Origin of the sequence: Bradyrhizobium sp. ERR14, assembly GCF_014198235.1 — a bacterium.
Taxonomy (GTDB): domain Bacteria; phylum Pseudomonadota; class Alphaproteobacteria; order Rhizobiales; family Xanthobacteraceae; genus Bradyrhizobium.
This window is the reverse complement of record NZ_JACIHD010000011.1, coordinates 26,849-49,156: the sequence shown is the minus strand read 5'-3', so window position 1 is coordinate 49,156 and position 22,308 is coordinate 26,849. Positions and strand designations below refer to the sequence as shown.

General features: G+C 65.2%; 22 protein-coding genes and 1 other RNA gene. 7 read left to right on the top strand and 16 right to left on the bottom strand.

Going from position 1 to position 22,308, the window contains the following annotated elements:
* Positions 1–7: 7 nt before the first annotated feature.
* Genes GGD62_RS26700 through GGD62_RS26685 form a run of 4 tightly spaced genes read right to left on the bottom strand, consistent with a single transcriptional unit; the run spans position 8 to position 3,447 of the window.
* Positions 8–772, bottom strand: coding sequence for an amino acid ABC transporter ATP-binding protein (locus tag GGD62_RS26700; RefSeq protein ID WP_183711105.1), 765 nt, complete (start codon positions 770–772; stop codon positions 8–10).
* Positions 769–1,626, bottom strand: a complete 858-nt coding sequence (locus GGD62_RS26695; RefSeq protein WP_183711104.1) for an amino acid ABC transporter permease — start codon at positions 1,624–1,626, stop codon at positions 769–771. Before GGD62_RS26695 ends, GGD62_RS26700 begins: the two co-directional genes overlap by 4 nt.
* The gene (locus GGD62_RS26690; RefSeq protein WP_183711101.1) at positions 1,623–2,450 is read right to left on the bottom strand and encodes an ABC transporter substrate-binding protein; all 828 of its coding nucleotides are present in this window, start codon (positions 2,448–2,450) and stop codon (positions 1,623–1,625) included. The genes GGD62_RS26695 and GGD62_RS26690 overlap by 4 nt, the downstream gene beginning before the upstream one ends.
* Before the next feature lie 40 nt (positions 2,451–2,490).
* Entirely contained in the window at positions 2,491–3,447 is a 957-nt protein-coding gene (locus GGD62_RS26685; protein ID WP_080670082.1) for an N-carbamoyl-D-amino-acid hydrolase, read from the bottom strand.
* Positions 3,448–3,598: 151 nt separating this feature from the next.
* Between GGD62_RS26685 and GGD62_RS26680 the strand changes: the two genes are divergently transcribed.
* Both GGD62_RS26680 and GGD62_RS26675 read left to right on the top strand, forming a co-directional pair.
* Entirely contained in the window at positions 3,599–4,525 is a 927-nt protein-coding gene (locus tag GGD62_RS26680; protein ID WP_183711098.1) for a LysR family transcriptional regulator, read from the top strand.
* Between the two features lie 23 nt (positions 4,526–4,548).
* The gene (locus GGD62_RS26675; protein WP_183711096.1) at positions 4,549–5,256 is read left to right on the top strand and encodes a type 1 glutamine amidotransferase; all 708 of its coding nucleotides are present in this window, start codon (positions 4,549–4,551) and stop codon (positions 5,254–5,256) included.
* Between the two features lie 283 nt (positions 5,257–5,539).
* Here the strand turns inward: GGD62_RS26675 and GGD62_RS26670 are convergent, their stop codons facing one another.
* From GGD62_RS26670 to GGD62_RS26640, 7 genes are all read right to left on the bottom strand, one after another.
* Entirely contained in the window at positions 5,540–6,007 is a 468-nt protein-coding gene (locus GGD62_RS26670; protein WP_183236151.1) for a nuclear transport factor 2 family protein, read from the bottom strand.
* A gap of 93 nt (positions 6,008–6,100) precedes the next feature.
* Positions 6,101–6,550: a tol-pal system-associated acyl-CoA thioesterase gene (gene ybgC / locus GGD62_RS26665; RefSeq protein ID WP_092254538.1), complete on the bottom strand. Its 450-nt coding sequence runs from the start codon at positions 6,548–6,550 to the stop codon at positions 6,101–6,103.
* Positions 6,551–6,618: 68 nt separating this feature from the next.
* The gene (locus tag GGD62_RS26660; RefSeq protein WP_183711094.1) at positions 6,619–7,539 is read right to left on the bottom strand and encodes a metallophosphoesterase; all 921 of its coding nucleotides are present in this window, start codon (positions 7,537–7,539) and stop codon (positions 6,619–6,621) included.
* Between the two features lie 129 nt (positions 7,540–7,668).
* A complete protein-coding gene (ruvB, locus tag GGD62_RS26655; protein ID WP_177237050.1) occupies positions 7,669–8,703 on the bottom strand; it encodes a Holliday junction branch migration DNA helicase RuvB in 1,035 nt (344 codons plus the stop codon).
* A gap of 151 nt (positions 8,704–8,854) precedes the next feature.
* Positions 8,855–9,472, bottom strand: coding sequence for a Holliday junction branch migration protein RuvA (gene ruvA, locus GGD62_RS26650; protein WP_183711092.1), 618 nt, complete (start codon positions 9,470–9,472; stop codon positions 8,855–8,857).
* A complete protein-coding gene (gene ruvC, locus GGD62_RS26645) occupies positions 9,469–9,996 on the bottom strand; it encodes a crossover junction endodeoxyribonuclease RuvC (protein WP_092254529.1) in 528 nt (175 codons plus the stop codon). Before ruvC ends, ruvA begins: the two co-directional genes overlap by 4 nt.
* 230 nt (positions 9,997–10,226) lie before the next feature.
* Positions 10,227–10,973, bottom strand: coding sequence for a YebC/PmpR family DNA-binding transcriptional regulator (locus tag GGD62_RS26640; protein WP_018318694.1), 747 nt, complete (start codon positions 10,971–10,973; stop codon positions 10,227–10,229).
* Between the two features lie 210 nt (positions 10,974–11,183).
* Here GGD62_RS26640 and GGD62_RS26635 point away from each other — a divergent pair, with 210 nt between their 5' ends.
* From GGD62_RS26635 to GGD62_RS26615, 5 genes are all read left to right on the top strand, one after another.
* On the top strand, positions 11,184–12,929 hold the full coding sequence (locus GGD62_RS26635) for a methyl-accepting chemotaxis protein (protein WP_183711090.1): 1,746 nt from the start codon (positions 11,184–11,186) through the stop codon (positions 12,927–12,929).
* A 178-nt stretch (positions 12,930–13,107) separates the two neighbouring features.
* Entirely contained in the window at positions 13,108–14,532 is a 1,425-nt protein-coding gene (locus GGD62_RS26630) for a methyl-accepting chemotaxis protein (protein WP_183711088.1), read from the top strand.
* Between the two features lie 759 nt (positions 14,533–15,291).
* Positions 15,292–15,756: a (2Fe-2S)-binding protein gene (locus tag GGD62_RS26625; RefSeq protein WP_028142020.1), complete on the top strand. Its 465-nt coding sequence runs from the start codon at positions 15,292–15,294 to the stop codon at positions 15,754–15,756.
* Positions 15,757–15,764: 8 nt separating this feature from the next.
* Positions 15,765–17,933 carry a xanthine dehydrogenase family protein molybdopterin-binding subunit gene (locus tag GGD62_RS26620; protein WP_183711086.1) on the top strand — a complete coding sequence of 723 codons (2,169 nt, stop codon included), beginning with the start codon at positions 15,765–15,767 and terminating at the stop codon, positions 17,931–17,933.
* Positions 17,930–19,273, top strand: a complete 1,344-nt coding sequence (locus GGD62_RS26615) for a cytochrome c (protein ID WP_183711084.1) — start codon at positions 17,930–17,932, stop codon at positions 19,271–19,273. The genes GGD62_RS26620 and GGD62_RS26615 overlap by 4 nt, the downstream gene beginning before the upstream one ends.
* Before the next feature lie 208 nt (positions 19,274–19,481).
* Here GGD62_RS26615 and GGD62_RS26610 read toward each other — a convergent pair whose 3' ends face one another.
* From GGD62_RS26610 to GGD62_RS26590, 5 genes are all read right to left on the bottom strand, one after another.
* Complete coding sequence (locus GGD62_RS26610; RefSeq protein ID WP_018318700.1) at positions 19,482–20,306, bottom strand: TIGR00282 family metallophosphoesterase; 825 nt, start codon at positions 20,304–20,306, stop codon at positions 19,482–19,484.
* Positions 20,284–20,880, bottom strand: a complete 597-nt coding sequence (locus GGD62_RS26605) for a 5-formyltetrahydrofolate cyclo-ligase (protein WP_018318701.1) — start codon at positions 20,878–20,880, stop codon at positions 20,284–20,286. The genes GGD62_RS26610 and GGD62_RS26605 overlap by 23 nt, the downstream gene beginning before the upstream one ends.
* A 190-nt stretch (positions 20,881–21,070) precedes the next feature.
* Positions 21,071–21,231: non-coding RNA, 6S RNA (ssrS, locus tag GGD62_RS26600), on the bottom strand.
* Between the two features lie 209 nt (positions 21,232–21,440).
* A complete protein-coding gene (locus tag GGD62_RS26595; protein ID WP_018318702.1) occupies positions 21,441–21,824 on the bottom strand; it encodes a cell division protein ZapA in 384 nt (127 codons plus the stop codon).
* Positions 21,821–22,141: a DUF4164 domain-containing protein gene (locus GGD62_RS26590; protein WP_018318703.1), complete on the bottom strand. Its 321-nt coding sequence runs from the start codon at positions 22,139–22,141 to the stop codon at positions 21,821–21,823. The genes GGD62_RS26595 and GGD62_RS26590 overlap by 4 nt, the downstream gene beginning before the upstream one ends.
* Between the last annotated feature and the right edge of the window lie 167 nt (positions 22,142–22,308).

The following is a 22,308-nucleotide window of genomic DNA, read 5'->3' as shown; positions in this document are numbered from 1 at the left end:
CTCCCGTTCAGATCACAGCCGAAAGAAATGCCCTGGTACGCTCCTCGCGCGGGGCGCCCAACACGTCCGATGCGCGGCCCTGTTCGACGATCGCGCCCTGGTCCATGTAGACGACGCGGTCGGCGACCTCGCGCGCGAAGCCGAGCTCGTGCGTCACCACCATCATGGTCATGCCGCTCCGCGCCAGCTCCTTCATGACGGCAAGCACCTCGCCGACGAGCTCGGGATCGAGCGCGCTGGTCGGTTCATCAAAGAGCATCAGCATCGGCTTCATCGCCAGCGCCCGCGCGATCGCGACACGCTGCTGCTGGCCGCCGGAGAGCTGGGCGGGATACCAGTCCGCCTTCGCGGACAATCCGACGCGGCGCAGCAGCTCGAGCGCTTCAGTGCGTACCTCATCGGGCTTGCGGCCCTGCACCTGGAGCGGACCTTCGGTGATGTTCTCCAGCGCGGTCTTGTGCGGAAACAAATTGAAGCGCTGGAACACCATGCCGGTCTTCAGCCGCTGCCGCCCGATCTCACCTTCGCTGAGCCGATGCAGCCGTCCGCTTTGCTCGCGCACCCCGAGCAGTTCGCCGTCGAGCCAGATGCCGCCGGCATCGATCGTGGCCAGCTGGTTGATGCAGCGGAGCAGCGTGGTCTTGCCCGAGCCGGAGGCGCCGATCAGGCACATCACCTCGCCGGGCCAGACGTCGAGCGAGACGCTTTTGAGAGCCTGGAATTCGCCAAAATTCTTGGCGACGGAGCGGATCGCGACGAGAGGCTTTGTCATCGCGCGAGCCGCAATGTGCCGCGCGCAAAACGGCGTTCGAGCAGCATCTGGAGCGGGGTCAGGATCGAGACCACGAGCAGGTACCAGAGCCCGGCGACAATCAAGAGCTCGATCACGCGGGAATTGGCGTAGTAGATGTTTTCGGCGTTATGCAGCAGTTCCGGATACTGGATCACGCTCGCAAGCGAGGTTGCCTTCACCATGCCGATGAACTCGTTGCCGAGCGGCGGGATCACCACGCGCATCGCCTGCGGCAGCACGATCCGGCGCAACGCGCGCAGCCGTCCCATGCCGATCGCCTGCGCCGCCTCATACTGCCCGATGTCGACCGACAACATTCCCGCGCGCATCACCTCGGAGGTGTAGGCGCCCTGGTTGATGCCGAGCCCGAGCAGCGCGGCAAGGAAGGGCGTCATGACGTCGACGGCGCGCGCGCTCCACAGGCCGGGAATGCCGATGGTTGGAAACACCAGCGCGAGGTTGAACCACAGCAAGAGTTGCAGGATCAGCGGCGTGCCGCGGAACAGCCAGGTGTAGCCGGCGGCGACCGTCTTCAGCACCGGATTGGGCGACAGCCGCATGATCGCCACGACGATTCCGAGCACGATGCCGAGCGCCATCGCCAGCACCGCCATCACCATGGTGTTGACGATGCCTTCGAGGATGACTTTTGCGGTCAGGAAGCGGCTGACATAGGACCATTCGATCTGCCCGTTCGCAAACGCGCGCGCAATGGCCGCGAGCACCAGAATGATCAGCGCGGCGCTGAGCCAGCGAAACCAGTGCGGCTCGCGCGCGATGCTCATCCCCGACAGATCAGGGAAACCTTCCGCGAGTGCCGGCGCCGGCTTCATTGCGGCGCCGCGTTCAGCATGGGCTGGGCCACAGCGTTCGCACCTAAGCCCCATTTGTCGAGAACAGCCTTGTAGGCACCGTCGGCGATCATGGCGGCGAGCTTCTCCGTCACGACTTCGCGCAGGGCGGCATCGTCCTTGCGGAACATGATGCCTTGGTAACCTTTGGCGAAGGGCTCGCCGACGACGCGGTATTTTCCGGGCTCCTGCGTTTGCGCGTAAGGCAGCGTCTCGCTGCCCTGCACGGCGGCGTCGATGCGGCCTTGCTTGAGCTGGTTGCGGACGTCGATCGAGTTCTCGCCGGGGACATACTGGATGGCAGGTTTGCCGGCCGGCTCGCAATTCTGCTTGCTCCACTTCTCGATCTCGACCGGGAAGCTGGTGCTCCGGGTGGTGCCGACCTTCTTGCCGCAGAGATCGGTCGCGTCCTTGGCCGCATTGTCCGCCATCACGAAGAACTGCGGGCCGGTAGCGAGGTAATCGACGAAATCGGCGGTCTCGCGCCGCGAGGCGCGGTCCGAGATGCCGGAGATGATGAAATCTGCGCGCTTGGTCTGAAGCGAGGGGATGAGCTCGGCGAACGGCGTCTCGCTCCAGACGATCTTGAGGCCGCCGAGCCGCTTGGCGAGCTCGTTCGCCAGATCGATGTCGAGCCCGACGAGCTCATTGGTCGCGGGATCGCGATATTCCATCGGCGCGTAGGTGGAGTTGACCGTGAGCTTCAGCGTGCCCGCCTGCTTGATCTCCGCGGGAAGCTCGGCCGCCTGTGCCGACGTCGCGGCAGCCAGGGCTGCTAGGGCGAGGAAATGCGAAAGGCGTGTCATGTCAGCTCCTTTGGCTGGCGCCGCGACCGGCCGTTTGAAATCAATCCGCGTCGAGAACGGCCGGCTCGATGACCCCGGCACGTTCAGTGATCACCCTGTATTGCTCCGGCCGCCGGTGGGCGGCGAAGTTGAACATCTTGTCCTTGCCCTGGCGGCACAGATCGAGATCGATGTCGGCGACGATCACTTCATCGGCGAGCGTCTGGGCCTGCGCGACGATACGCCCATTGGGATCGACGATGCAGGAGCCGCCGATCAGTCCGGAGCCGTCCTCCTCGCCCGCCTTCGCCACCGAGATCGCCCAGGTCGCGTTCATGTAGGCGTTGGCCTGCGTCACCAGTGTCGAGTGGAAGGTGCGCAAGGCGCCGTCTTCGGTGGTGCCGCCATTGGGATCGTAGGCCGCCGAATTGTAGCCGATGCAGACGAGCTCGACGCCCTGCAGACCGAGCACGCGCCAGGATTCCGGCCAGCGCCGATCGTTGCAGATCATCATGCCCATGATGGCGTGGGCCCAGGCCGAGCCGGCGCGGAAGGCGGGAAAGCCGAGATCGCCATATTCGAAATAGCGTTTCTCGAGCTGCTGGTAGCGTGCGCCCGGCCGCGGCTCCACCGAACCCGGCAGGTGAACCTTGCGATAGCGGCCCAAGATCTCGCCGTCGCGATCGACCAGGATCGCGCAATTGTAGCGGCGGCCGTCCGCGGTCTGCTCGGCATAACCGACATAGAAGCCGACGCGCAGCGCCCGCGCACGATCGAACAATTTTGCCACCGCAGGGTTCGGCATTCCGCGCTCGAAATAACGGTCGAGCGCCTCGCCTTCGAGCAGCCAGCGCGGGAAGAAGGTGGTGAAGGCAAGCTCGGGGAACACCACGAGGCTCGCGCCGCGGCCGGCCGCCTCCTCCAGCAATGCAAGCATCCGCGACAGCGTATGCTCGCGCGTATCGGCTTTTTGCGTCGGCCCCATTTGAGCGGCGGCGGCGCGAAGGACACGAACCAAGTTTGCCTCCAATCTGTGCGCAGTGCTGCCTCAATGGGCGAATGAACCCTTTGATGCGACGTGCAAATCCGCTGCCATTACGGGCGAGCGGGGCTGCAAAATCAATTCGTTCTGCTATGATGTTTTGGCCCTTAGTATAATCGGCAGTGATATGAACCTGCGTCAGCTCGAAATCCTGCGCGCCGTCATCCGCCATCGCACCACGGTCGCCGCCGCGGACGAGCTGGCGCTGTCGCAACCCGCAGTCAGTAATGCGCTGAAGACGATGGAGGCGCAGGCGGGCTTCGCCTTGTTCGAGCGCGTCAACAACCGGCTGTTTCCGACCGCGGAAGCGATGGCGCTGTACAAGGAGAGCGAGGCGATCTTCGCGCTGCACGCGAAACTCGAGAACCGCGTGCGCGATCTGCGCGAGAACCGCTCCGGGCATCTTGCCATCGTGGCGACGCCGCCGCTCGCCTACAGCATCATTCCCTCAGCGCTGTCGGGATTCCTGCGACGACGCCCGGAAACGCGCGTGTTCTTCGACGTGCGCCGCTACGAGGGGATCATCGAGGGCGTGCTCAGTCGCGTCGCCGAGCTCGGCTTCGCGCTCGGGCTGACGCATCATCCCGGCATCGCGCATGAGGTGGTGCATACCGGCGAGATGGTGTGCGTGCTGCCGCCGCAGCACCCGCTCGCTGACAGGCCCATGATCTCGGCTTCGGATCTGTCCGGCCTGCCTTTCATCGGGCTCGAACGCGGCACGCGGCTGGGTGAAGCCGTGCGCGACAGTTTTGTCCGAGCCGGCGCGCCGTTTCGGCCGACCGTCGAGGTGCGCTACTGCAACACGGCCTGCGTGCTGGCTGCCGCCGGCGTCGGCGCCGCGGTGGTCGATCCCTACTCGCCGCGACAGAACGGCGGCAGCGGCCTCGTCGTCCGCCCGTTCACGCCGACGACGCACGCCGTCGCCTATATGCTATGGTCGGAGGCCGAGCCGCTGTCGCGCCTCGCCAAGGCCTTTCTCAACGAGGTCCGCAAGGAAAGCGCACTGCTGGAGCGTACAGCGTCACACCAGCAATATCGGGCAGAAAGCGACTGAGCTTCGCAACCTTCCGGGGGCACATGGCACGCATCACGATCATCGAGACCGGACAGGTCCCGCAAAAATATCGGGAGCAGCACGGCTCGTTCCCGGACATGTTCGAACGCATGGTCCGCACCGAGGACCCGACGGCTACGGTGGACGTCGTCAGCATCCCGAATGGCGACGCGCTTCCTGATCCGGGCAAGCTCGAGGCCGTGCTGATCACCGGCGCGGCGGCCGGCGTCTATGACGGGCTCGACTGGATCGCGCCGCTGGAGGATTTCGTCCGTACCGCTTACGCCAACAAGACGCCGATGGTCGGAGTCTGCTTCGGCCATCAGCTGATCGCGCAGGCGCTCGGCGGCACCGTGCGCAAATCCAAGAAGGGCTGGGGCATCGGCCGGCACGTCTATCAGGTGCTGCCGGAGAACGGCGTCATTGCCGGCGAAGCGATTGCGATCGCCGCCTCGCACCAGGACCAGGTGATCGAGCCGCCGAACGATGCGCTGACGATCCTGTCGTCCGATTTCACCCCGCATGCCGGCCTGCTCTACGCCAACGGCACCACGCTGACCGTGCAGCCGCATCCGGAGTTCGACGTGGCGTTCGCGCAAGTGTGCTGCGATCTGCGCGACGGCAAGGCGCCGGACGATGTCGTCGCAACGGCGCGCGCATCGCTGGCCGAGCCGATGGACAATGCGAAGCTCGGTGGGGCGATCACGCGGTTTTTGGCAAGGCGCACGTAGTTCGCAATCGTCGCCACGTAGATTCTTCCCTTCTCCCCTTGTGGGAGAGGGTGAAGCAGCACCTGCTTCGATAAACTCAGTGCGGTAGGGTGGGCAAAGCGAAGCGTGCCCACGTCCTGCGTGTTTGGCGAGACGACGTGGGCACGGTGCAAGTGCGCCTTTGCCCACCCTACGATTCCGGACTCGCTGAGAGAGACCCCTCACCGTATCGCCGCCATGCGGCGAGCCACCCTCTCCCACAGGGGAGAGGGTGCAGCGCGCCCGCCGCGCTATCTCGCTAACATCAAAACGGATCCGTTCCCAATCCCGGCACATCCGCGGGCCGCGGCCCGGGCGCGGTCCAGTGAAACCGGCGATCCTTCTCCGCAATCGCGATATCGTTGATCGACGCCTCGCGCCGCTTCATCAAGCCGTGCTCGTCGAACTCCCACTGCTCGTTGCCGTAGGAGCGATACCACTGTCCGCCCGCGTCGTGCCATTCGTACTGGAAGCGCACGGCAATGCGGTTCTCGTCGAAGGCCCAGAGGTCCTTGATCAGGCGGTAGTCCTGCTCCTTCTCCCATTTGCGGGTGAGGAAGGCGACGATGGCCTCGCGGCCCTGAAAGACCTCAGAGCGATTGCGCCAGCGGCTATCCACGGTATAGGCGAGCGAGACGCGCACCGGGTCGCGTGAATTCCAGGCGTCCTCGGCCATGCGGGCCTTCTGCGCGGCGGTCTCACGGGTGAAGGGCGGAAGCGGCGGGCGCGACATGATGGCCTCATCGGTTGGTCGGGGCCGCAATCTATCGCCCCAACTGCTGGAGTCGATAGACCATCACTTATCGGGCGATCACTTATCGGGCGATCACGAAATCAGATCGGCCTTCATCAACGCGCGGATCGATTTCGGGATCGGCTGCGCGCGGCCGCCGCTGATGAAGGCGACGCGGACCTCGGCCTTCACCAGAACTTCCCCGCCGCGCCGCACTTCCTGCGCCAGCATGATCGAGGCGCCCTTCACCGCGACCGGCCAGGTCACGACATCGAGCACGTCGTCCATCCGCGCGGGTTTCAGGAAATCCAGATGCATCGAGCGCACGACGAAGGCGAAGCCCGCGCCTTCCGTCTCCACCTGATCGAACAGCGCCTGCTGCTCGGCGCCCATCAGCCGGAGGTGATTGGTGCGGCCACGCTCCATGTAGCGCAGATAATTGGCGTGATAGACGATACCGGAGAAATCCGTGTCCTCGTAATAGACGCGGACCTGCATGTGGTGGCGGCCGTCGCGGATCTCGCCGTCGAGATGAGCTGTCACGTCGCGAGCCTCTTTGCTTGTCGCTATAGGTCCGTTTTGCGCAAAAACGGCCGGACGCGCAAGCGTAGCTAGGACACAGCGAGCCCTGTCCTTCCCAGCGTCACCTCGACGATCTCGGGCGGCACACCGACACGGACCGGCATGATGCTGCAACCGAGGCCGCCGGAGACAATGAGATCGCATTTCAGCCGGAAGTGGCCATAAGCGAGGCGCAGGCCGTTCTTGGGCGAAACCGCCGGCGACCAGCCGAGCAGACGAACCTGGCCGCCATGGGTATGGCCGGACAGTTGCAGCGCGACGCGCCCGGGTACGAGCGGAGCGATGTTGGGCTCGTGCGCGAGCAGGATGACCGGCGCATCGTCGGTGACCTTCGCCAGCGTGCCCGCAAGATCATCGACGCCAAGCCGGTGCGCGCGGCCGAAGCGCTTCGAAGGATAATAGGCCAGCTGATCGCCGAGCCCGGCAAGCCAGAACGGGCGGCCGTCTTTGGAAAGACGCACGACGTCGTTCTCGTAGACGGGAATGCCGGCCGCCTCCAGCGCCCGATGCGCGATGGTCGGCCCATGCCCCGCCCGCTGCACGGTCAAGTCGTCCCAATAATCGTGATTGCCCATGACGGCATGGACGCCGAGCGGTGCCTTGAGTCCGGCCAGCACCCTCGCCCATTCGCGCGACGGGATGAGACGCGTGACGTGGTGAAGGCCGGCGACATAGTCGCCGAGCAGCACGATGATATCAGGCTTCAGCGCATTGGTACGGTCGACGATGCCCTCGATCCGCTCCAGCGACATCCAGGGATCGCAGGCGTGGATGTCGGCGATGGCCGCGATCTTCAACGGAAAATCCGCCGGCCATTGCCGCGGCTTCGGATGATAGCGGGTGACGCGGAGCCGCAGCACCGGCTCGACGCCGACGCCGTAGGCGGCGGTCGAGATGCCGAGGGCGGACAGACCGCCGATGGAACGGATGAAATGACGGCGCGTGATCATGGAAGCCCGATCGTAATGCGCCTTGTTGATGCGGTCTGATTGGAGCGGAATTGGGGTGCGTTCGTGCAGACCGTCTGCACGAGATTACCAGAAATTCATGATAGAAGGAGCGCACTGCATTGGCGCAGCTCAGTCGTCGCTCTCGTCCGTGCCGAACAGGCCGAATTGTGCCGCCGCATCGCGCGAGGGCTCGGCGATGCCGAGATGACGGAAGGCGTGCGAGGTGAGCAGACGGCCGCGCGGGGTGCGCTGGAGATAGCCGCACTGGATCAGATAGGGCTCGATGATGTCCTCGATCGCATCGCGCGGCTCGGACAACGCGGCGGCCATGGTCTCGACGCCAACCGGGCCGCCGCCATAGTTCATCGCGATGGTCGTGAGGTAGCGACGGTCCATCGCGTCGAGGCCCGCGGCATCGACCTCGAGCGCGCTCAGGGCGTGGTCGGCGATCTTGCGGTCGATCTTGTCGGCATCGGCCGCCGAGGCGAAATCGCGCACGCGGCGGAGCAGGCGGCCGGCGATACGCGGCGTGCCGCGGGCGCGGCGGGCGATTTCGTTGGCGCCATCCGCGCTCATGCCGACATTGAGCACGCGCGCGCCGCGGCTGACGATGCTTTCGAGCTCCTCGATCGTGTAGAAATTGAGCCGCACCGGAATGCCGAAACGATCGCGCAAGGGATTGGTGAGCAGGCCGGCGCGCGTGGTGGCGCCGACGAGGGTGAATTTCGACAGCTCGATCTTCACCGAGCGCGCCGCCGGGCCCTCGCCGATGATGAGGTCGAGCTGAAAGTCCTCCATCGCGGGATAGAGCACCTCTTCCACCGCCGGGCTCAGACGATGGATCTCGTCGATGAAGAGCACGTCGCGCTCTTCGAGATTGGTGAGGAGGGCTGCAAGATCACCGGCCTTGGCGATCACCGGCCCTGACGTCGCGCGAAAGCCGACGCCCAGCTCCTTGGCCACGATCTGCGCCAGCGTGGTCTTGCCGAGGCCGGGCGGGCCGACGAACAGCACGTGATCCAGCGCCTCGCCGCGCTTGCGCGCCGCCTCGATGAAGATCGAGAGATTCTTGCGCGCCTGCTGCTGGCCGACGAAATCGGACAGCGATTGCGGACGCAGCGCGGTGTCGCCGACATCGTCGCTGCGGCGCTCGGGCGAGACCATGCGGGAGGCTTTGGGATCGCTCACCTGGCGAACTCCCCGTAGGGTGGGCAAAGGCACTCTTCGTGCCGTGCCCACGATATCTCTCCGATCGCCCTAAGAGTGGTGGGCACGCTGCGCTTTGCCCACCCTACGAGACTGACCATTGCCGCGCTCACTTCGCCAATTCCTTCAGGCCGAGGCGAATGAGCTGCGCCGTCTCGGCGCTCTCACCCGCGCTGCGCGATGCGGATGCAATGGCGGCGGCCGCTTGCGGCTGACCATAGCCGAGATTGACCAGCGCGGAGATCGCGTCTGCGACGGGCCGCGGCGCCCGCTGGTCGTCGACAGCGCCGGCAAGATGCACCACTGCCGGATCGACATTGGCGAAGGCCGGCGCCTTGTCCTTCAACTCGGTGACGATGCGTTCGGCGACCTTGGGACCAACGCCGGGCGTGCGCGCCACCGCGGCCTTGTCGCGCAGCGCAATAGCATTGGCGAGATCGGCCGGCGCCAGCGTGCCGAGCACGGCGAGCGCGACCTTGGCGCCGACGCCCTGCACGGTCTGGAGCAGGCGAAACCATTCACGCTCCTGGTCGGTGCGGAAGCCGAACAGTTTGATCTGGTCCTCGCGGACATAGGTCTCGATCGACAGCACGGCAGCTTCGCCCGGCTTGGGCAGATGCTGCAACGTGCGCGTCGAGCAATGCACCTGATAGCCGACGCCGCCGACGTCAAGAATCACGAAATCCTCGCCGTAGGAATCGATCAGGCCCTTGAGCTTGCCGATCATAACCCCGCCACCTTCAGCCGCAGCGCGGTGCTCTGGCGGTGATGGGCGTGGGTGATGGCGATGGCGAGCGCGTCGGCGGCGTCGGCGGACGGCGGCTCGGCCTTGGGCAGCAATATCTTCAGCATCATCGCGATCTGTTGCTTGTCGGCATGGCCGGCGCCGACCACGGTTTTCTTGACCTGGTTCGGCGCGTATTCGGCGACCGAGATGCCGAACATTGCGGGCGCCAGCATGGCGACGCCGCGGGCCTGGCCGAGCTTCAGTGTCGCAACGCCGTCCTTATTGACGAAGGTCTGCTCGACCGCGGCTTCCATCGGCTGATGGTTCGAGAGCACGGCCGCGAGCCCTTCATGGATCGCGAGCAGCCGGCGCGCCAGCGGCAAATCGTCCGGCGGTTCCACCGAACCGCAGGCGACGTAGATCAGGCGATTGCCCTCAGCCTCGATCACGCCCCAGCCGGTGCGGCGGAGGCCAGGGTCGATGCCGATGATGCGAACGGGGCCACGAATCGGGAGCGCAGTCATGGGGCCAGTGATAGCGGCTGGCTGCCGTGGGGGAAACAGAAACAGAACGGAAGTAACAGGGGAAGTGGGGGCGTTAGTGAGCCGCACCGTCCACCACAGACTCCGGCGTCATACCCCGCGAAGGCGGGCTATCCAGTACGCCGCGGCTTCTCCGTATTCCCATTGCTGTCTCTGGGATACTGGGTTGCCCGGTCAAGCCGGGCGATGACAGCGGAATGCGGAGCTGGTGATCACCCGCCCATCTTCGCCACCAGCGCGTCCGACACCTCGAAATTGGCGTAGACGTGCTGGACGTCGTCGTGCTCGTTGAGCAGGTCCATCAACTTGAGCAGCTTCTCGCCGGTCTCGTCGTCGACCGCGACCGTGTTTTGCGGCTTCCAGATCAGCGCGGCCTTGCGCGGCTCGCCGAACTTGGCTTCCAGCGCCTTGGCGACGTCGCGATAGCCTTCGGTCGAGGCGTAGATCTCGTGACCGGCTTCGCCGGAGACGACATCGTCGGCGCCGGCCTCGATCGCGGCATCGAGCACGGCGTCGTCGGAAGCGACGCTGCGGTCGTATTCGATGATTCCGGTGCGATCGAACATGAAGGACACCGAACCGGTTTCGCCGAGATTGCCGCCCGATTTGGTGAAAAAGGAGCGGATGTCGGAGGCGGCGCGGTTGCGGTTGTCGGTCAGCGCCTCGACGATGACGGCAACGCCGCCGGGGCCATAACCCTCGTAGCGGATCTCGTCATAGTTCTCGCCGTCGCTGCCGAGTGCCTTCTTGATGGCGCGCTCGATATTGTCCTTCGGCATGTTCTCCTGCCGCGCGGCGATCACGGCGGCGCGCAGGCGGGGGTTCATGTTGGGGTCGGGCGTGCCCAGCTTGGCCGCGACGGTGATTTCCCGCGCCAGCTTGCCGAACAGCTTCGACTTCTGGGCATCCTGCCGCCCCTTGCGGTGCATGATGTTCTTGAATTGGGAATGTCCGGCCATGCGTGGTCTCTCGGGGATCTCTTGGAATCGTACGCCAATGAGGGTGGGAAACGCGGCCTTATAGGCCGCCAACCCACCGGAATGAAAGGGTCTCGGATACTTTAAGGTAACACCGTACAGGCCCCTGCCCAGAGATGAGGCATCGTTAACCCTGACTTCATTCCAGCCTGCGAAAATAACCTCCGAGCGTCCCCCGACAAGAGAGACCTGATGGCATTCGGACTATTTCGGAAGCGTCTGCCGGATATGGCCGCGCCCGTGGCAGCCGCAGAGGCCGCACCGCCGGTGGCCCAGTCCGAGCCCGCCCCGGCCGAAGGTGATTCGGCGCGGGAAATCCTGGAATTGCTGGAACTCGAGCTCGGCGCGATGATCCGCCAGCTCGAGCGCGCCGCCAATTCGGTGGCGGGCGGCGCCGAAGCGACCGCATCGACGCTTGCCGCCATCCGCGACCGCACCGACGCCCTGACCGGCCGGACCAATGCCGCGCAATCGACCGCCTCCACCTTCGCCCATGCCGCGGACAAGTTCACCCAGTCCGCGCTAGGGATCGGGGCGCAGGTTCGCGAGGCCGGCAAGCTCGCCGACGAGGCCAGCGCCGCGGCGCAGGAAGCCCGTGCCAATGTCGATCGCCTGCGCGAATCCTCCGCCGCCATCGGCAATGTCGTCAATCTGATCGCACAGATCGCGCGGCAGACGACGCTGCTCGCGCTCAACTCGACGATCGAGGCCGCACGCGCGGGCGCTGCGGGAAAAGGCTTTGCGGTCGTCGCAACCGAGGTCAAGGCCCTCGCGGTGCAGACGCAAGGGGCGACGGAAGAGATTACGAAGAAGATCGACGCGCTGCAGCGCGACGCCGCCGGCTCCGCCGATGCCGTGCACCGTATTTCGCAGGCGATCGAGGCGATCCGCCCGGTCTTCGAAACCGTCAATGGCGCGGTCGCCGAACAGAACGCCACGACCAGCGAAGTCTCCGGCAACGCCGCGAGCGCCTCGGAGTTCATCGTCTCGGTCGGCGAGAGCGCAGCCGAGATCGATGCCGCGACCAAGGCGGCCGAGAGCCATGGCGAGAACGTCGCCAGTGCCGGCAAAGCCGTCACCACCTTCGCACAGAAGCTGAAATCGCGCTGCGCCGTGCTGCTCCGCCAGAGCGAGCATGACGACCGCCGCAAGACCGAACGGCTGCCCTGCCATCTGAAGCTCGAAACCGCGCGCGGCGTGATGCCGGTCTATGAAATCTCGATGGACGGCGTGCTGATCGGCGGCGCGGATGCGGGCCGGCTTGCACCGCAAGCGATGATCGAAGGCACCCTCGAAGCCGTCGGCGCCTGCCGCCTGCGCGTGATCGAGCAATCCAAGGCCGGGGCCCGCGCGCAATTCGTCGGTCCCAATGCCGAGCTCAGCGAAAAGATCGAGGACAGGCTCTGGGCGATCCACGAAGAGAACACGGAGTTCGTCACCCGCGCCATGGAAGCGGGCAACGCGCTGACCAAGATCTTCGAGCAGGCCCTTGCCCGCGGCGAAGTTGGGATCGACGACCTGTTCGACACTGACTACGCCGAAATTGCCGGAACCAATCCGCAGCAATACCGCACGAAATATCTCGACTGGGCCGACCGCGCGCTGCCGCCGTTCCAGGAGGTCTTTCTGGCCAAGGACCAGCGCATGGCGTTCTGCGCCATGGTCGACCGCAACGGCTTCCTGCCGGTGCACAACAAGATCTACTCGCACTCGCAGCGACCGGGCGACGTCGCCTGGAACACAGCCAATAGTCGCAACCGCAGGATATTCAACGATCCGGCGGGGTTGGCGGCCGCACGCAACCTGCGCTCGTACCTGGTGCAGAGCTATGCGCGCGACATGGGCAACGGGAATACGGTGATGATGCGCGAGATCGACGTTCCGATCCGCGTGCAGGGCCGGCACTGGGGTGGATTCCGCACGGCCTACAAGCTCTAGGGCCTGGTCCGAAAAAATGTCCCGCAGTTTTTCGAGCGGAATCGAGAAACAGGGCGCGAATTGCGCCTGAGTGCACGCTCAGGCAAGACGCCGGCCGCGAATCATCCTTTTAAGCTGAACTGGATTGGGAATGCCGCCGTGAGCCGGGTTGCGGCTCTGACTGGAGGACTCATCGAATATGTCCGTCGTACAACTTGCAGTCATGGACACCGGCTCCAATCGCACGCTGGCCGAGCGGCTGATCGATCAGCTTGCCGATCGCATTGGCGGCCTCGGCGTGGAACTCGCCGATATCGCCGGCAACGTCCAGGAAGTCGCAAACCGCGTCGCCAACCAGTCGGAACGGTTCCACCATCTTCAGAAGACCGCCGAGACGATGGTCTCGGCCAACCACGATATCGCCAACGCCTCGCAGGCCGTGCAAACCACCACGTCCGCGGCGGTCGGTGAGATCGCGCAATCACGCAGCGCCGTCGACACCGCGGTCAGCCACATCTCCGAGCTCGTCGCAGCGGTGGAGCGCATCGAGGCGCGCCTCAGTGCCGTCGGCTCGGCGCTGGCGCAGGTCGCGAAAGTCTCCGGCTCGATCGAGGCGATCGCGAAGCAGACCAATCTGCTGGCGCTGAACGCAACCATCGAAGCCGCCCGCGCCGGCAACGCCGGCCGCGGCTTTGCGGTGGTCGCAAGCGAAGTGAAGAACCTCGCGGAAGCCACCCGCCAGGCCACGCACCAGATCTCCGACACCGTGCGCGATCTCGACGGCCAGATCGAAGGCCTGATCGGCGAGAGCAGCGACGCTTCGCAGCGTGCGAAGACCGCAGGCGAAGGCGCCCAGCAGATCTCCGGCATCATCTCGCGGGTCCAGCAGGGCTTCGCCTCCGTGGAGGCGGAGATCGGCAGCGTCACGCGCGCGGCGACCTCCAATCTCGGACATTGCGACACCGTCATCAGCGAGCTGAACGAACTCGCCAAGGGCGTCGACCTCTCCTCGCGCGATCTCAAGAGCGCCGACCAGCGCGTGACCAAGCTGCTCGACACCTCCGAAGGCCTGATCGCGCTGATCGCCGACAGCGGCGTGGAGACATCCGACGCACCGCTGATCCGGGTCGTCGTCGAGACCGCGAAGCGGATCTCGACCGAATTCGAGGCCGCGATCGATCGCGGCGACATCACGCTCGACCAGCTCATGGACGAGACGTATCGCGAAATTCCCGGCACCGATCCAAAGCAGTACCTCACCAACTACGTCGACTTCACCGACCGCGTGCTGCCGGCGATCCAGGATCCGATCCAGAAATCCGATCCCTGCATCGTGTTCTGCGTCGCCTGGGCCAAGGGCGGCTATCTGCCGTCCCACAACCCCAACTACCGCCTGCCGCAGGGCAAGGACCCGGTCTGGAACAACGCCAATTGCCGCAACCGCCGCCTCTTCACCGATCGCGCAGTGAAGAAGGTCGCGGCGAACACCAAGCCGTTCCTGCTCCAGACCTATCGCCGTGACATGGGCGGCGGACAGTTCGTGCTGATGAAGGACCTGTCCTCGCCGATCGTGATCCGCGGCAAGCACTGGGGCGCCTTCCGGATGGGTTTCCGGCAGAGCTGACGGCCGGCGCGACGGCGCGCGCCGTCGTCCCCGAAATATAAAAACTCGAAAACAACCCCATGCACAGTAGCCGGGGCGTGCGAAATCAATGGCTTATAGTCGGCTGAAATTGAGCTGGCTGGTTGCCATGGAAAAAGTGCGCTCCCTCTCCCGCTTGCGGGGGAGGGCTGGGGTGGGGGTGTCTTCGCAACGAACACTCCCAATGTGGAGAAAGCCCCAATGTGGAGAAAGCCCTCACCCGGCGCTTCGCGCCGACCTCTCCCGCAAGCGGGAGAGGTTAAGCGAGCCCGCGGCTCGACCGATTCAACAAACAGTCATTCTGCTCCACACGCCTGATGACGCCGACGCTCCGTCGGGCAAAACAGGAGAATAATGTCGTCATCGCGCAACTCTCCGGCCGCCAGCCGTTGCGATTGATCCCGTGCGCGCCGCCGCACGGCTCTCCCAATCACCCGACTTTCCCAATCGCACGACTTTCGTCATCGCATGATTTTGCACATCCGCACGACAATCTGCGGCGATCGACGACGCGCGCGCCGAAAATGCGTCAAAACATGACGATTATCATATCAATTAGCCCAAAATGCTCGCAGCGAGCGCCGCACAAATTCGTGAACGTCATGGGCTGACGCGTCTGCAGCGCAAATATGCATTGCCGGAGATTGCGACGCTTCATCGTTTCGTATCGGTATGATTATTGTCGCGCGCGAATTCGCTGACTAGATCGCCGCAAGCGATCGAGCGAGCAAGGGGATGCATATGGCAACTGTTCTCACCATCAACGGCGAAACGAAATCGTTCGATGCGCCGCCTGAAATGCCGCTGCTGTGGGTGCTGCGCGACATCCTCGGAATGACCGGCACCAAGTTCGGCTGCGGCATCGCGCAATGCGGCGCCTGCACGGTGCATGTCGACGGCAAGGCGGTGCGCTCCTGCGTCCTGCCGGTCAGCGCGGTCGAGAACCGCGCCATCACCACGATCGAACATGTCGGCAGCACGCCTGCGGGCGCGAAGGTGCAGAAGGCCTGGCTCGACCTCGAAGTGATCCAGTGCGGCTATTGCCAGTCCGGCCAGATCATGTCGGCCGCCGCATTGCTGGCCGCTACGCCCAACCCTGACGATTCCGACATCGACGCCGCGATGGCCGGCAACATCTGCCGCTGCGGCACCTATGTCCGCATCCGCGAGGCCGTCAAGCAGGCCGCCAACGGCCGACAGTCCTGAGGTTCGCCATGAATGCACATAACAGCGTCTCCCGCCGCGCGCTGCTGACCGGCGGTCTCGCCACCGGTTTCCTGCTCGCCTTCCATCTGCCGCTGCGCGCCGCCGTCAACGAACCGGTGCAGCCGCGCGATGCGACCGAGGGCAAGTTCGCGCCCAATGCCTTCATCCGCATCGACGAGACCGGCCGCACCGTGCTGATGATGCCGCAGGTCGAGATGGGCCAGGGCACCTACACCTCGATCTCCGCCGTGCTCGCCGAGGAGCTTGATGCCGACTGGAGCAGGGTCGAGGTGCAACATGCTCCGCCGAACGACAAGCTCTACGGCAATCCGACCTTCGGCCTGCAGGTCACCGGCAACTCCAACTCGATCCGGGCCTGGTGGCTGCCGCTGCGCAAGGCTGGTGCCACCGCCCGCGCGATGCTGGTGCAGGCCGCGGCCGCCCAATGGGGCGTCGAGCCCGCGAGCTGCACGGCATCGAAGGGCGAGGTCGCGCATGAAGCGAGCGGCCGCAAGCTCGCTTACGGCGCGCTGGCGCTCGCTGCGCAAGGCCAGACCCCGCCGAAGGATGTTGCGCTGAAGGACCCCAAGGACTTCGTCATCATCGGCCAGCCGCTGAAGCGGCTCGACACGCCCGACAAGGTCAACGGCAAGGCCGTCTACGGCATCGACGCGATCCTGCCCGGCATGAAGTTCGCGACCGTCGCCGCCTGCCCCGTGTTCGGCGGCAAGGTCGGCAAGGTCGACGACAGCGCCGCGGTGAAGCTCCCCGGCGTGCGCAAGGTCGTGGTGCTCGACGACATGGTCGCCGTGATCGGCGATCACATGTGGGCGGCCAAGAAGGGCCTCGAAGCGCTCAAGATCGAGTGGAACGAGGGACCCAACGCTGCGATCACCACGAAGGATGTCTGGGACGATCTGCGCAAGGCCAGCCAGAAGGACGGCGTGGTCGCCAAATCCGACGGCGACATCGCCAAGGCGCTGGCGAGCGGCGACAAGTTCGAGGCGGCTTACGAGCTGCCGTTCCTGGCGCATGCCTCGATGGAGCCGATCAACGCCACCGTGCACGTCAAGCCCGACTCCTGCGAGGTCTGGACCGGCACGCAGATCATGACACGCGTGCAGTCGGAGGCGGCGAAGGCCGCCGGGCTTCCGGTCGACAAGGTGATCGTCAACAACCATCTGCTCGGCGGCGGTTTCGGCCGCAAGCTCGAGCCCGACATGGTGATCGCGGCGGTGAAGATCGCAAAGCAGGTCGACTACCCCGTGAAGGTGGTGTGGACCCGCGAGGAGGACATCCAGCACGATGTCTATCGTCCGGTCTATCGCGACCAGATCACGGCGTCGCTGGTCGACGGCAAGGTCGCGGGGTGGAAGTACAAGGTCGCCGGCTCCGCGGTACTGGCGCGCTGGTTGCCGCCGGCGTTCCAGAAGGGCATCGACATCGACGCGATCGATGCCGCGGTCGACGCGCCCTACGACTTCGCCAACTTCCACGTCGAATATGTCCGCGCCGAACCGCTGTCGGTGCCGACAGGCTTCTGGCGCGGCGTCGGCCCCAACAACAACGTGTTCGCGGTCGAATGCGCGATGGACGAGCTCGCGCGCAAGGCGGGCAAGGACCCGATCGAGTTCCGAAAGTCCATGCTGACCAAGAACCCGCGCATGCTCGCGGTGCTCAACCAGGTCGCGGAGAAATCTGATTGGGGCCAGCCGTTGCCCGCCCGTGTCGGCCGCGGCGTCTGCGTGCAGCCGTCATTCGCGAGCTTCATCGCAACCGTGGTGGAGGCCGAGATCGACGATATCGGCGAGATCGTGCTCCGCCGCATCACCTCGGTGGTCGACACCGGCATTGCAGTCAACCCCGACACGGTGAAGGCGCAGATCGAGGGCGGGCTGATCTTCGGCCTCACCGCCGCGCTCTATGGCGAGATCACCATCGACAAGGGCCGCGTGCAGCAATCGAACTTCCATGACTACCGCATGATGCGCATCAACGAGACGCCGAAGATCGACGTGATCGTCGTCAAGAGCGGCGAGGCGCCCGGCGGCATCGGCGAGGCCGGCGTCAACGCCGGACCGCCGGCGCTGCGCAACGCGATTCTTGCCGCAACCGGCGTGGCGCTGCGGCGCCTGCCCATTGACCGAAAACTGCTGGCTGCGGGGAAGAAGGCATGAGCGGCAAGATGCGTATCCTCACAAGCGTCGCTGCGATCGCCATCGTCGCAGCAGGGCTCGGCGTCTGGATCATCCGCGGGCCCGGCCCGCTCGACTTCGCCGGCGGCACGAAGGTGGCGCTGGCGGATTACCGCGCAGGCAAGCCGACCGGCGTGCCCGCCAAGCTGGAGAAGGCAAGCCTGGTCGAGCGCGGCGAATATCTCGCCAAGGCGGCCGACTGCATGGTCTGCCACACCAAGCCGGGCGAGAAGGACTATTCCGGCGGGCTCGCGTTCAAGCTGCCGTTCGGCACGCTCTATTCCACCAACATCACGCCGGACAAGGACACCGGCATCGGCAATTACAGCGACCAGGATTTTCTGAACGCGGTCCAGCACGGCAAGCGTCGCGACGGCGCGCGGCTCTATCCGGCGATGCCGTACACGTCCTATACGTTCATGACGGATGAGGACGTGCTGGCGGTGAAGGCCTATCTGTTCAGCCTGCCGCCGGTGCGTGCGAAGGCGCCGGACAATACGCTGTCGTTCCCGTTCAACCAGCGCTGGGCGATGATTGCCTGGTCGGCCGTGTTCAATCCGGACACGCGCTTTGCCCCCGATATTTCGAAGAGCCCGGAATGGAACAGGGGCGCGTATCTTGTCGAAGCGCTGGCGCATTGCGGCGAATGCCACACCCCGCGCAATCTCGGTTTTGCGCTGGATAACCGCAGGAAGTTCGCCGGCGCGATCACGGCGGGCTGGCGCGCCTTCAACATCTCCTCCGACAAGGCGACAGGTCTTGGCAATTGGAGCGACCAGGATCTGATCTCCTATCTGTCGCTCGGCCATGCGCCGGGCCACGGCTCGGCCTCGGGGCCGATGGGTGAAGCGGTCGACCACAGCTTTAGCCGGTTCGCGCCCGAAGACATCCGCTCCATCGTTGCTTACCTGCGCAGCGTGCCGCCGCAGCCCTCGCCTGACCTGCCCGCGACCACGGCGCCGGTCGCGCCCGCCTCGCACAAGGACGGCGTCACGGCGGACGCACGCGGCAAGAAGGTGTTCGCCAGCGCCTGCGCCAGCTGTCACGGCTGGAGCGGCGAGAGCCCGGTGTCCCCGATGGCAACGCTCACCGGCACCTGGGCCGTCAACGACCCCGCCGCCACCAACGTCGCGCAGATCGTGCTGTCAGGTACGAAGCGGCATACACCGGATGGCGCACTTTCGATGCCGGCGTTCGGCAATGCGTATACCGACGACGAGATCGCGGCGGTGGCGAACTACGTCACGGCGCGGTTCGGGACGAAGGGCTCGAAGCTGACGGCGAAGGATGTCGCGGAGCTGCGGGGGCAGACGGCGGAGTAGGCAGCCGGGGTTACTTGCGGCGAGATTGATACGCTATCGCGCGCGTCAATCTCCGCCGTCGTCCCGGACAAGCGAAGCGCAGATCCGGGACCCATACCCACAGGGAGTAGTTTGACGATGACTCGGAGTGGGAGCTTTGCCCCATATTACTCCTGGGGTTATGGGTCCCTGCGTTCGCGGGGACGACACCGAGGTTGACGCGGCTCTGCTAACTCAGCCAGAACTTCGGCGTCGTCGGCTCCAGCCTTCCGCCGACGCGCACCGGTGCGATCTTGAGCGCGAGGCCCGTTGCATCATCCGTCTCCACCGCGACGCCGCTCAGCGTCGCTGCGCCCGCGGCCGGCTCGAATCTCCCCGACGGAATCCCCGACGTGAACCGCCGCAGCGGCTCTTCCTTCTGCATGCCGATGATGGAATCGTAGTCGCCGGTCATGCCGGCATCGGTCATGTAGGCGGTACCGCCCGAGAGGATCTGGTGGTCGGCGGTCGGCACATGGGTGTGCGTGCCGACGACGAGGCTGGCGCGGCCGTCGCAGAAGAAGCCGATGCCCTGCTTCTCGCTGCTCGCCTCGCAATGGAAGTCGACGACGACGGCATCGGCGGCAACGCCGAGCGGACAGGCCCCTAACTCGCGCTCCAGCGCTGCGAAGGGATCATCGAACGGGGTCATGAAGACGCGGCCCAAAGCGTTGACGACGAGCGCATGCTTGCCGTTCTTGGTCTCGACCAGGGCGGCGCCGCGGCCCGGCGTGCCGCGCGGATAGTTCGCCGGACGCACCAGGCGCTCGGCACGCTCGATGAACACAAGCGCTTCACGCTGGTCCCAGGAATGGTTGCCGAGCGTGACCGCGTCGGCACCGGCATCGAGAAACTCCTGATAGATCGCTTCCGTGATGCCGAAGCCGCCGGCGGAATTCTCGCCGTTGACGACGACGAAATCGAGCGACCAGTCCTTGACCATGCCGGGCAGATAGTCGGCGATGGCCGTGCGTCCTGCACGGCCGACGACGTCACCCACGAAGAGAATGCGCAACTTCAGAACTCCGGAAATCGAACACGTCCGATTCCGTTAGCACATAATCCAGCGCGACGTCGTGGGATAGTGCCGGAACCGCCTTGATCTCCTGCGCTGCAAAAGCGAGCCCGATGCCGACGATATTCTTGGCCTTGCGCAAATGCGCGAAGGTGAAGTCGTAATGCCCCGCGCCATAGCCGATGCGATGGCCGAGACGGTCGAACGCCGCCAGCGGCGTCAGCATGATATCCGGAATGACTTCGCTTGCGGCTGGCGACGGCTCGGGAATGCCGAGCGGACCGAGCATCAGGCGATCGTTCGGGTGGAAGATGCGGAAGATCAGCGACTGGCCGCGCGCGGTGACGCAAGGCAGCGCTAGCTTTGCGCCCTCTTCGGCGAGCTTCTTCAGCAGCGGCATCGGATCGATCTCGCTGCGGATCGGCGAATAGCCGGAGACGATGCTGCCGGGCAGAAGCTGGAATGGCAGTCCGCGTTTGGCGAGCTTTGCGGCGGCGGCGCTGCGCTTCTTCTCGCTGAGCGCGTCGCGTGCCGCCAGGGCCTTGGCACGGAGTTCGGCTTTCGAATTGGGCATGCGCTTTGGTCCCCCACGTCATCACCGCGAATGCGGGTGATCCAGTATTCAGAGGCGGTGGTGATTCACACAAAGGCCGCGGCGTACCGGATGTCCCGGTCCCCATGCACAATTGCGCACTGGGAAGGGCATGACACCTGTTGAACTGGGCCGCAGTCGTTTCAACAAGCACAAACCAAGCAAACAAAAGTGCGAAGCCGCGTACGCCGTTGAAGCACTCGATCCCGGAGTTCCCTACGAAAGTAGGTGGGCACCATATGTCCGGGCCCACGGGCCCGGCCAGGGACAGTTCCCTAAAGGATCGATAAGGCCCCGGGGATATATGGCTCCTGACGCGCGTCGCAGCCTCGCCCGGGCAATGTAACAACGATACTGACAAATCGCCAGCCCGGCGAAGGGGGTGCCCGCTTGCTTGCCAAGCTCACCGGTGAACTCCCTCTCCCGCCTGCGGGAGAGGGTTGGGGTGAGGGCTTTCTCCTCTGGGGGATTGTCCCGTTGCGGAGATACCCTCTCCCCAACCCTCCCCCGCTCGCGGGGGAGGGAGCGCACCGGTCGTGTGACTACCCGATCGCAATCCCGTTGCCGACGGTCCGGTTCAGGACCTGGGTCGACTTCTCGATGCGTTCGGCCGCAGCGTTCAGGGCATTCACCACGGCGGTCTGCGTCATCCGGGCGCGCTCGACGGCGGCGTTGCGGAAGTCCCTGAGCTCGGTCAGCTCCTGCTCCATGGTGCGGACACGGTTGCCGGCATCGACCAGCTCGTCGCAGACGGTCAGCGCCGCCATCACGGTGAGGCGCGCATCGCCGATCTCGCCGAATTTTCCGCGCAGCGACTGGATCCGCGTCTCCAGGCTTTCCGCGAGCTTGAGCAGCCGCACCTCCTGGCCCTCCTCGCAGGCCATGCGGTATTGCCGGCCATTGATGGTGACGTTGATGTGGCTCATCCGTCCTCTCCGGTATCGAGCACCGAGCGTATCGTGACGATCGCGGAATCCAGCCGGTCGGAAATCTCGCGATTGGTGCGCTCGAGCTTGCGCGCCTTCACCAGCGCGCCGTCGAGCTCGTCGGCGAGCCGCGAGCGATCCGCGCCCAATGCCTGGATTCGTGCCGCGAGCTCATTCTCGTCGCGATCAGCATCGCGCCGCCGCTCGACCGCGCTTTCGAGCGCGTCGAGCGCCGCCATCAGCCTGCGGGTCGCGATCTCGATCTCGACCGCGGAGGACTCCGTCATGGCGGCACTGTTGGACACGCGATCGTTCATGTAGTCAGCGGCGGAACCTGTGGCCTTTGCCCAGTGGCCTTTTCCTGGGGCGTGCCGTCCGGCAAAAGACTCGGTTCGGCAAGCGGTTAGAAGCAGAAATTTACGTGGCAAGCTAGCCAAGCGCAACGCCGCCGCGAAACTATGCACTGCTAGATCGGGAGCGATCA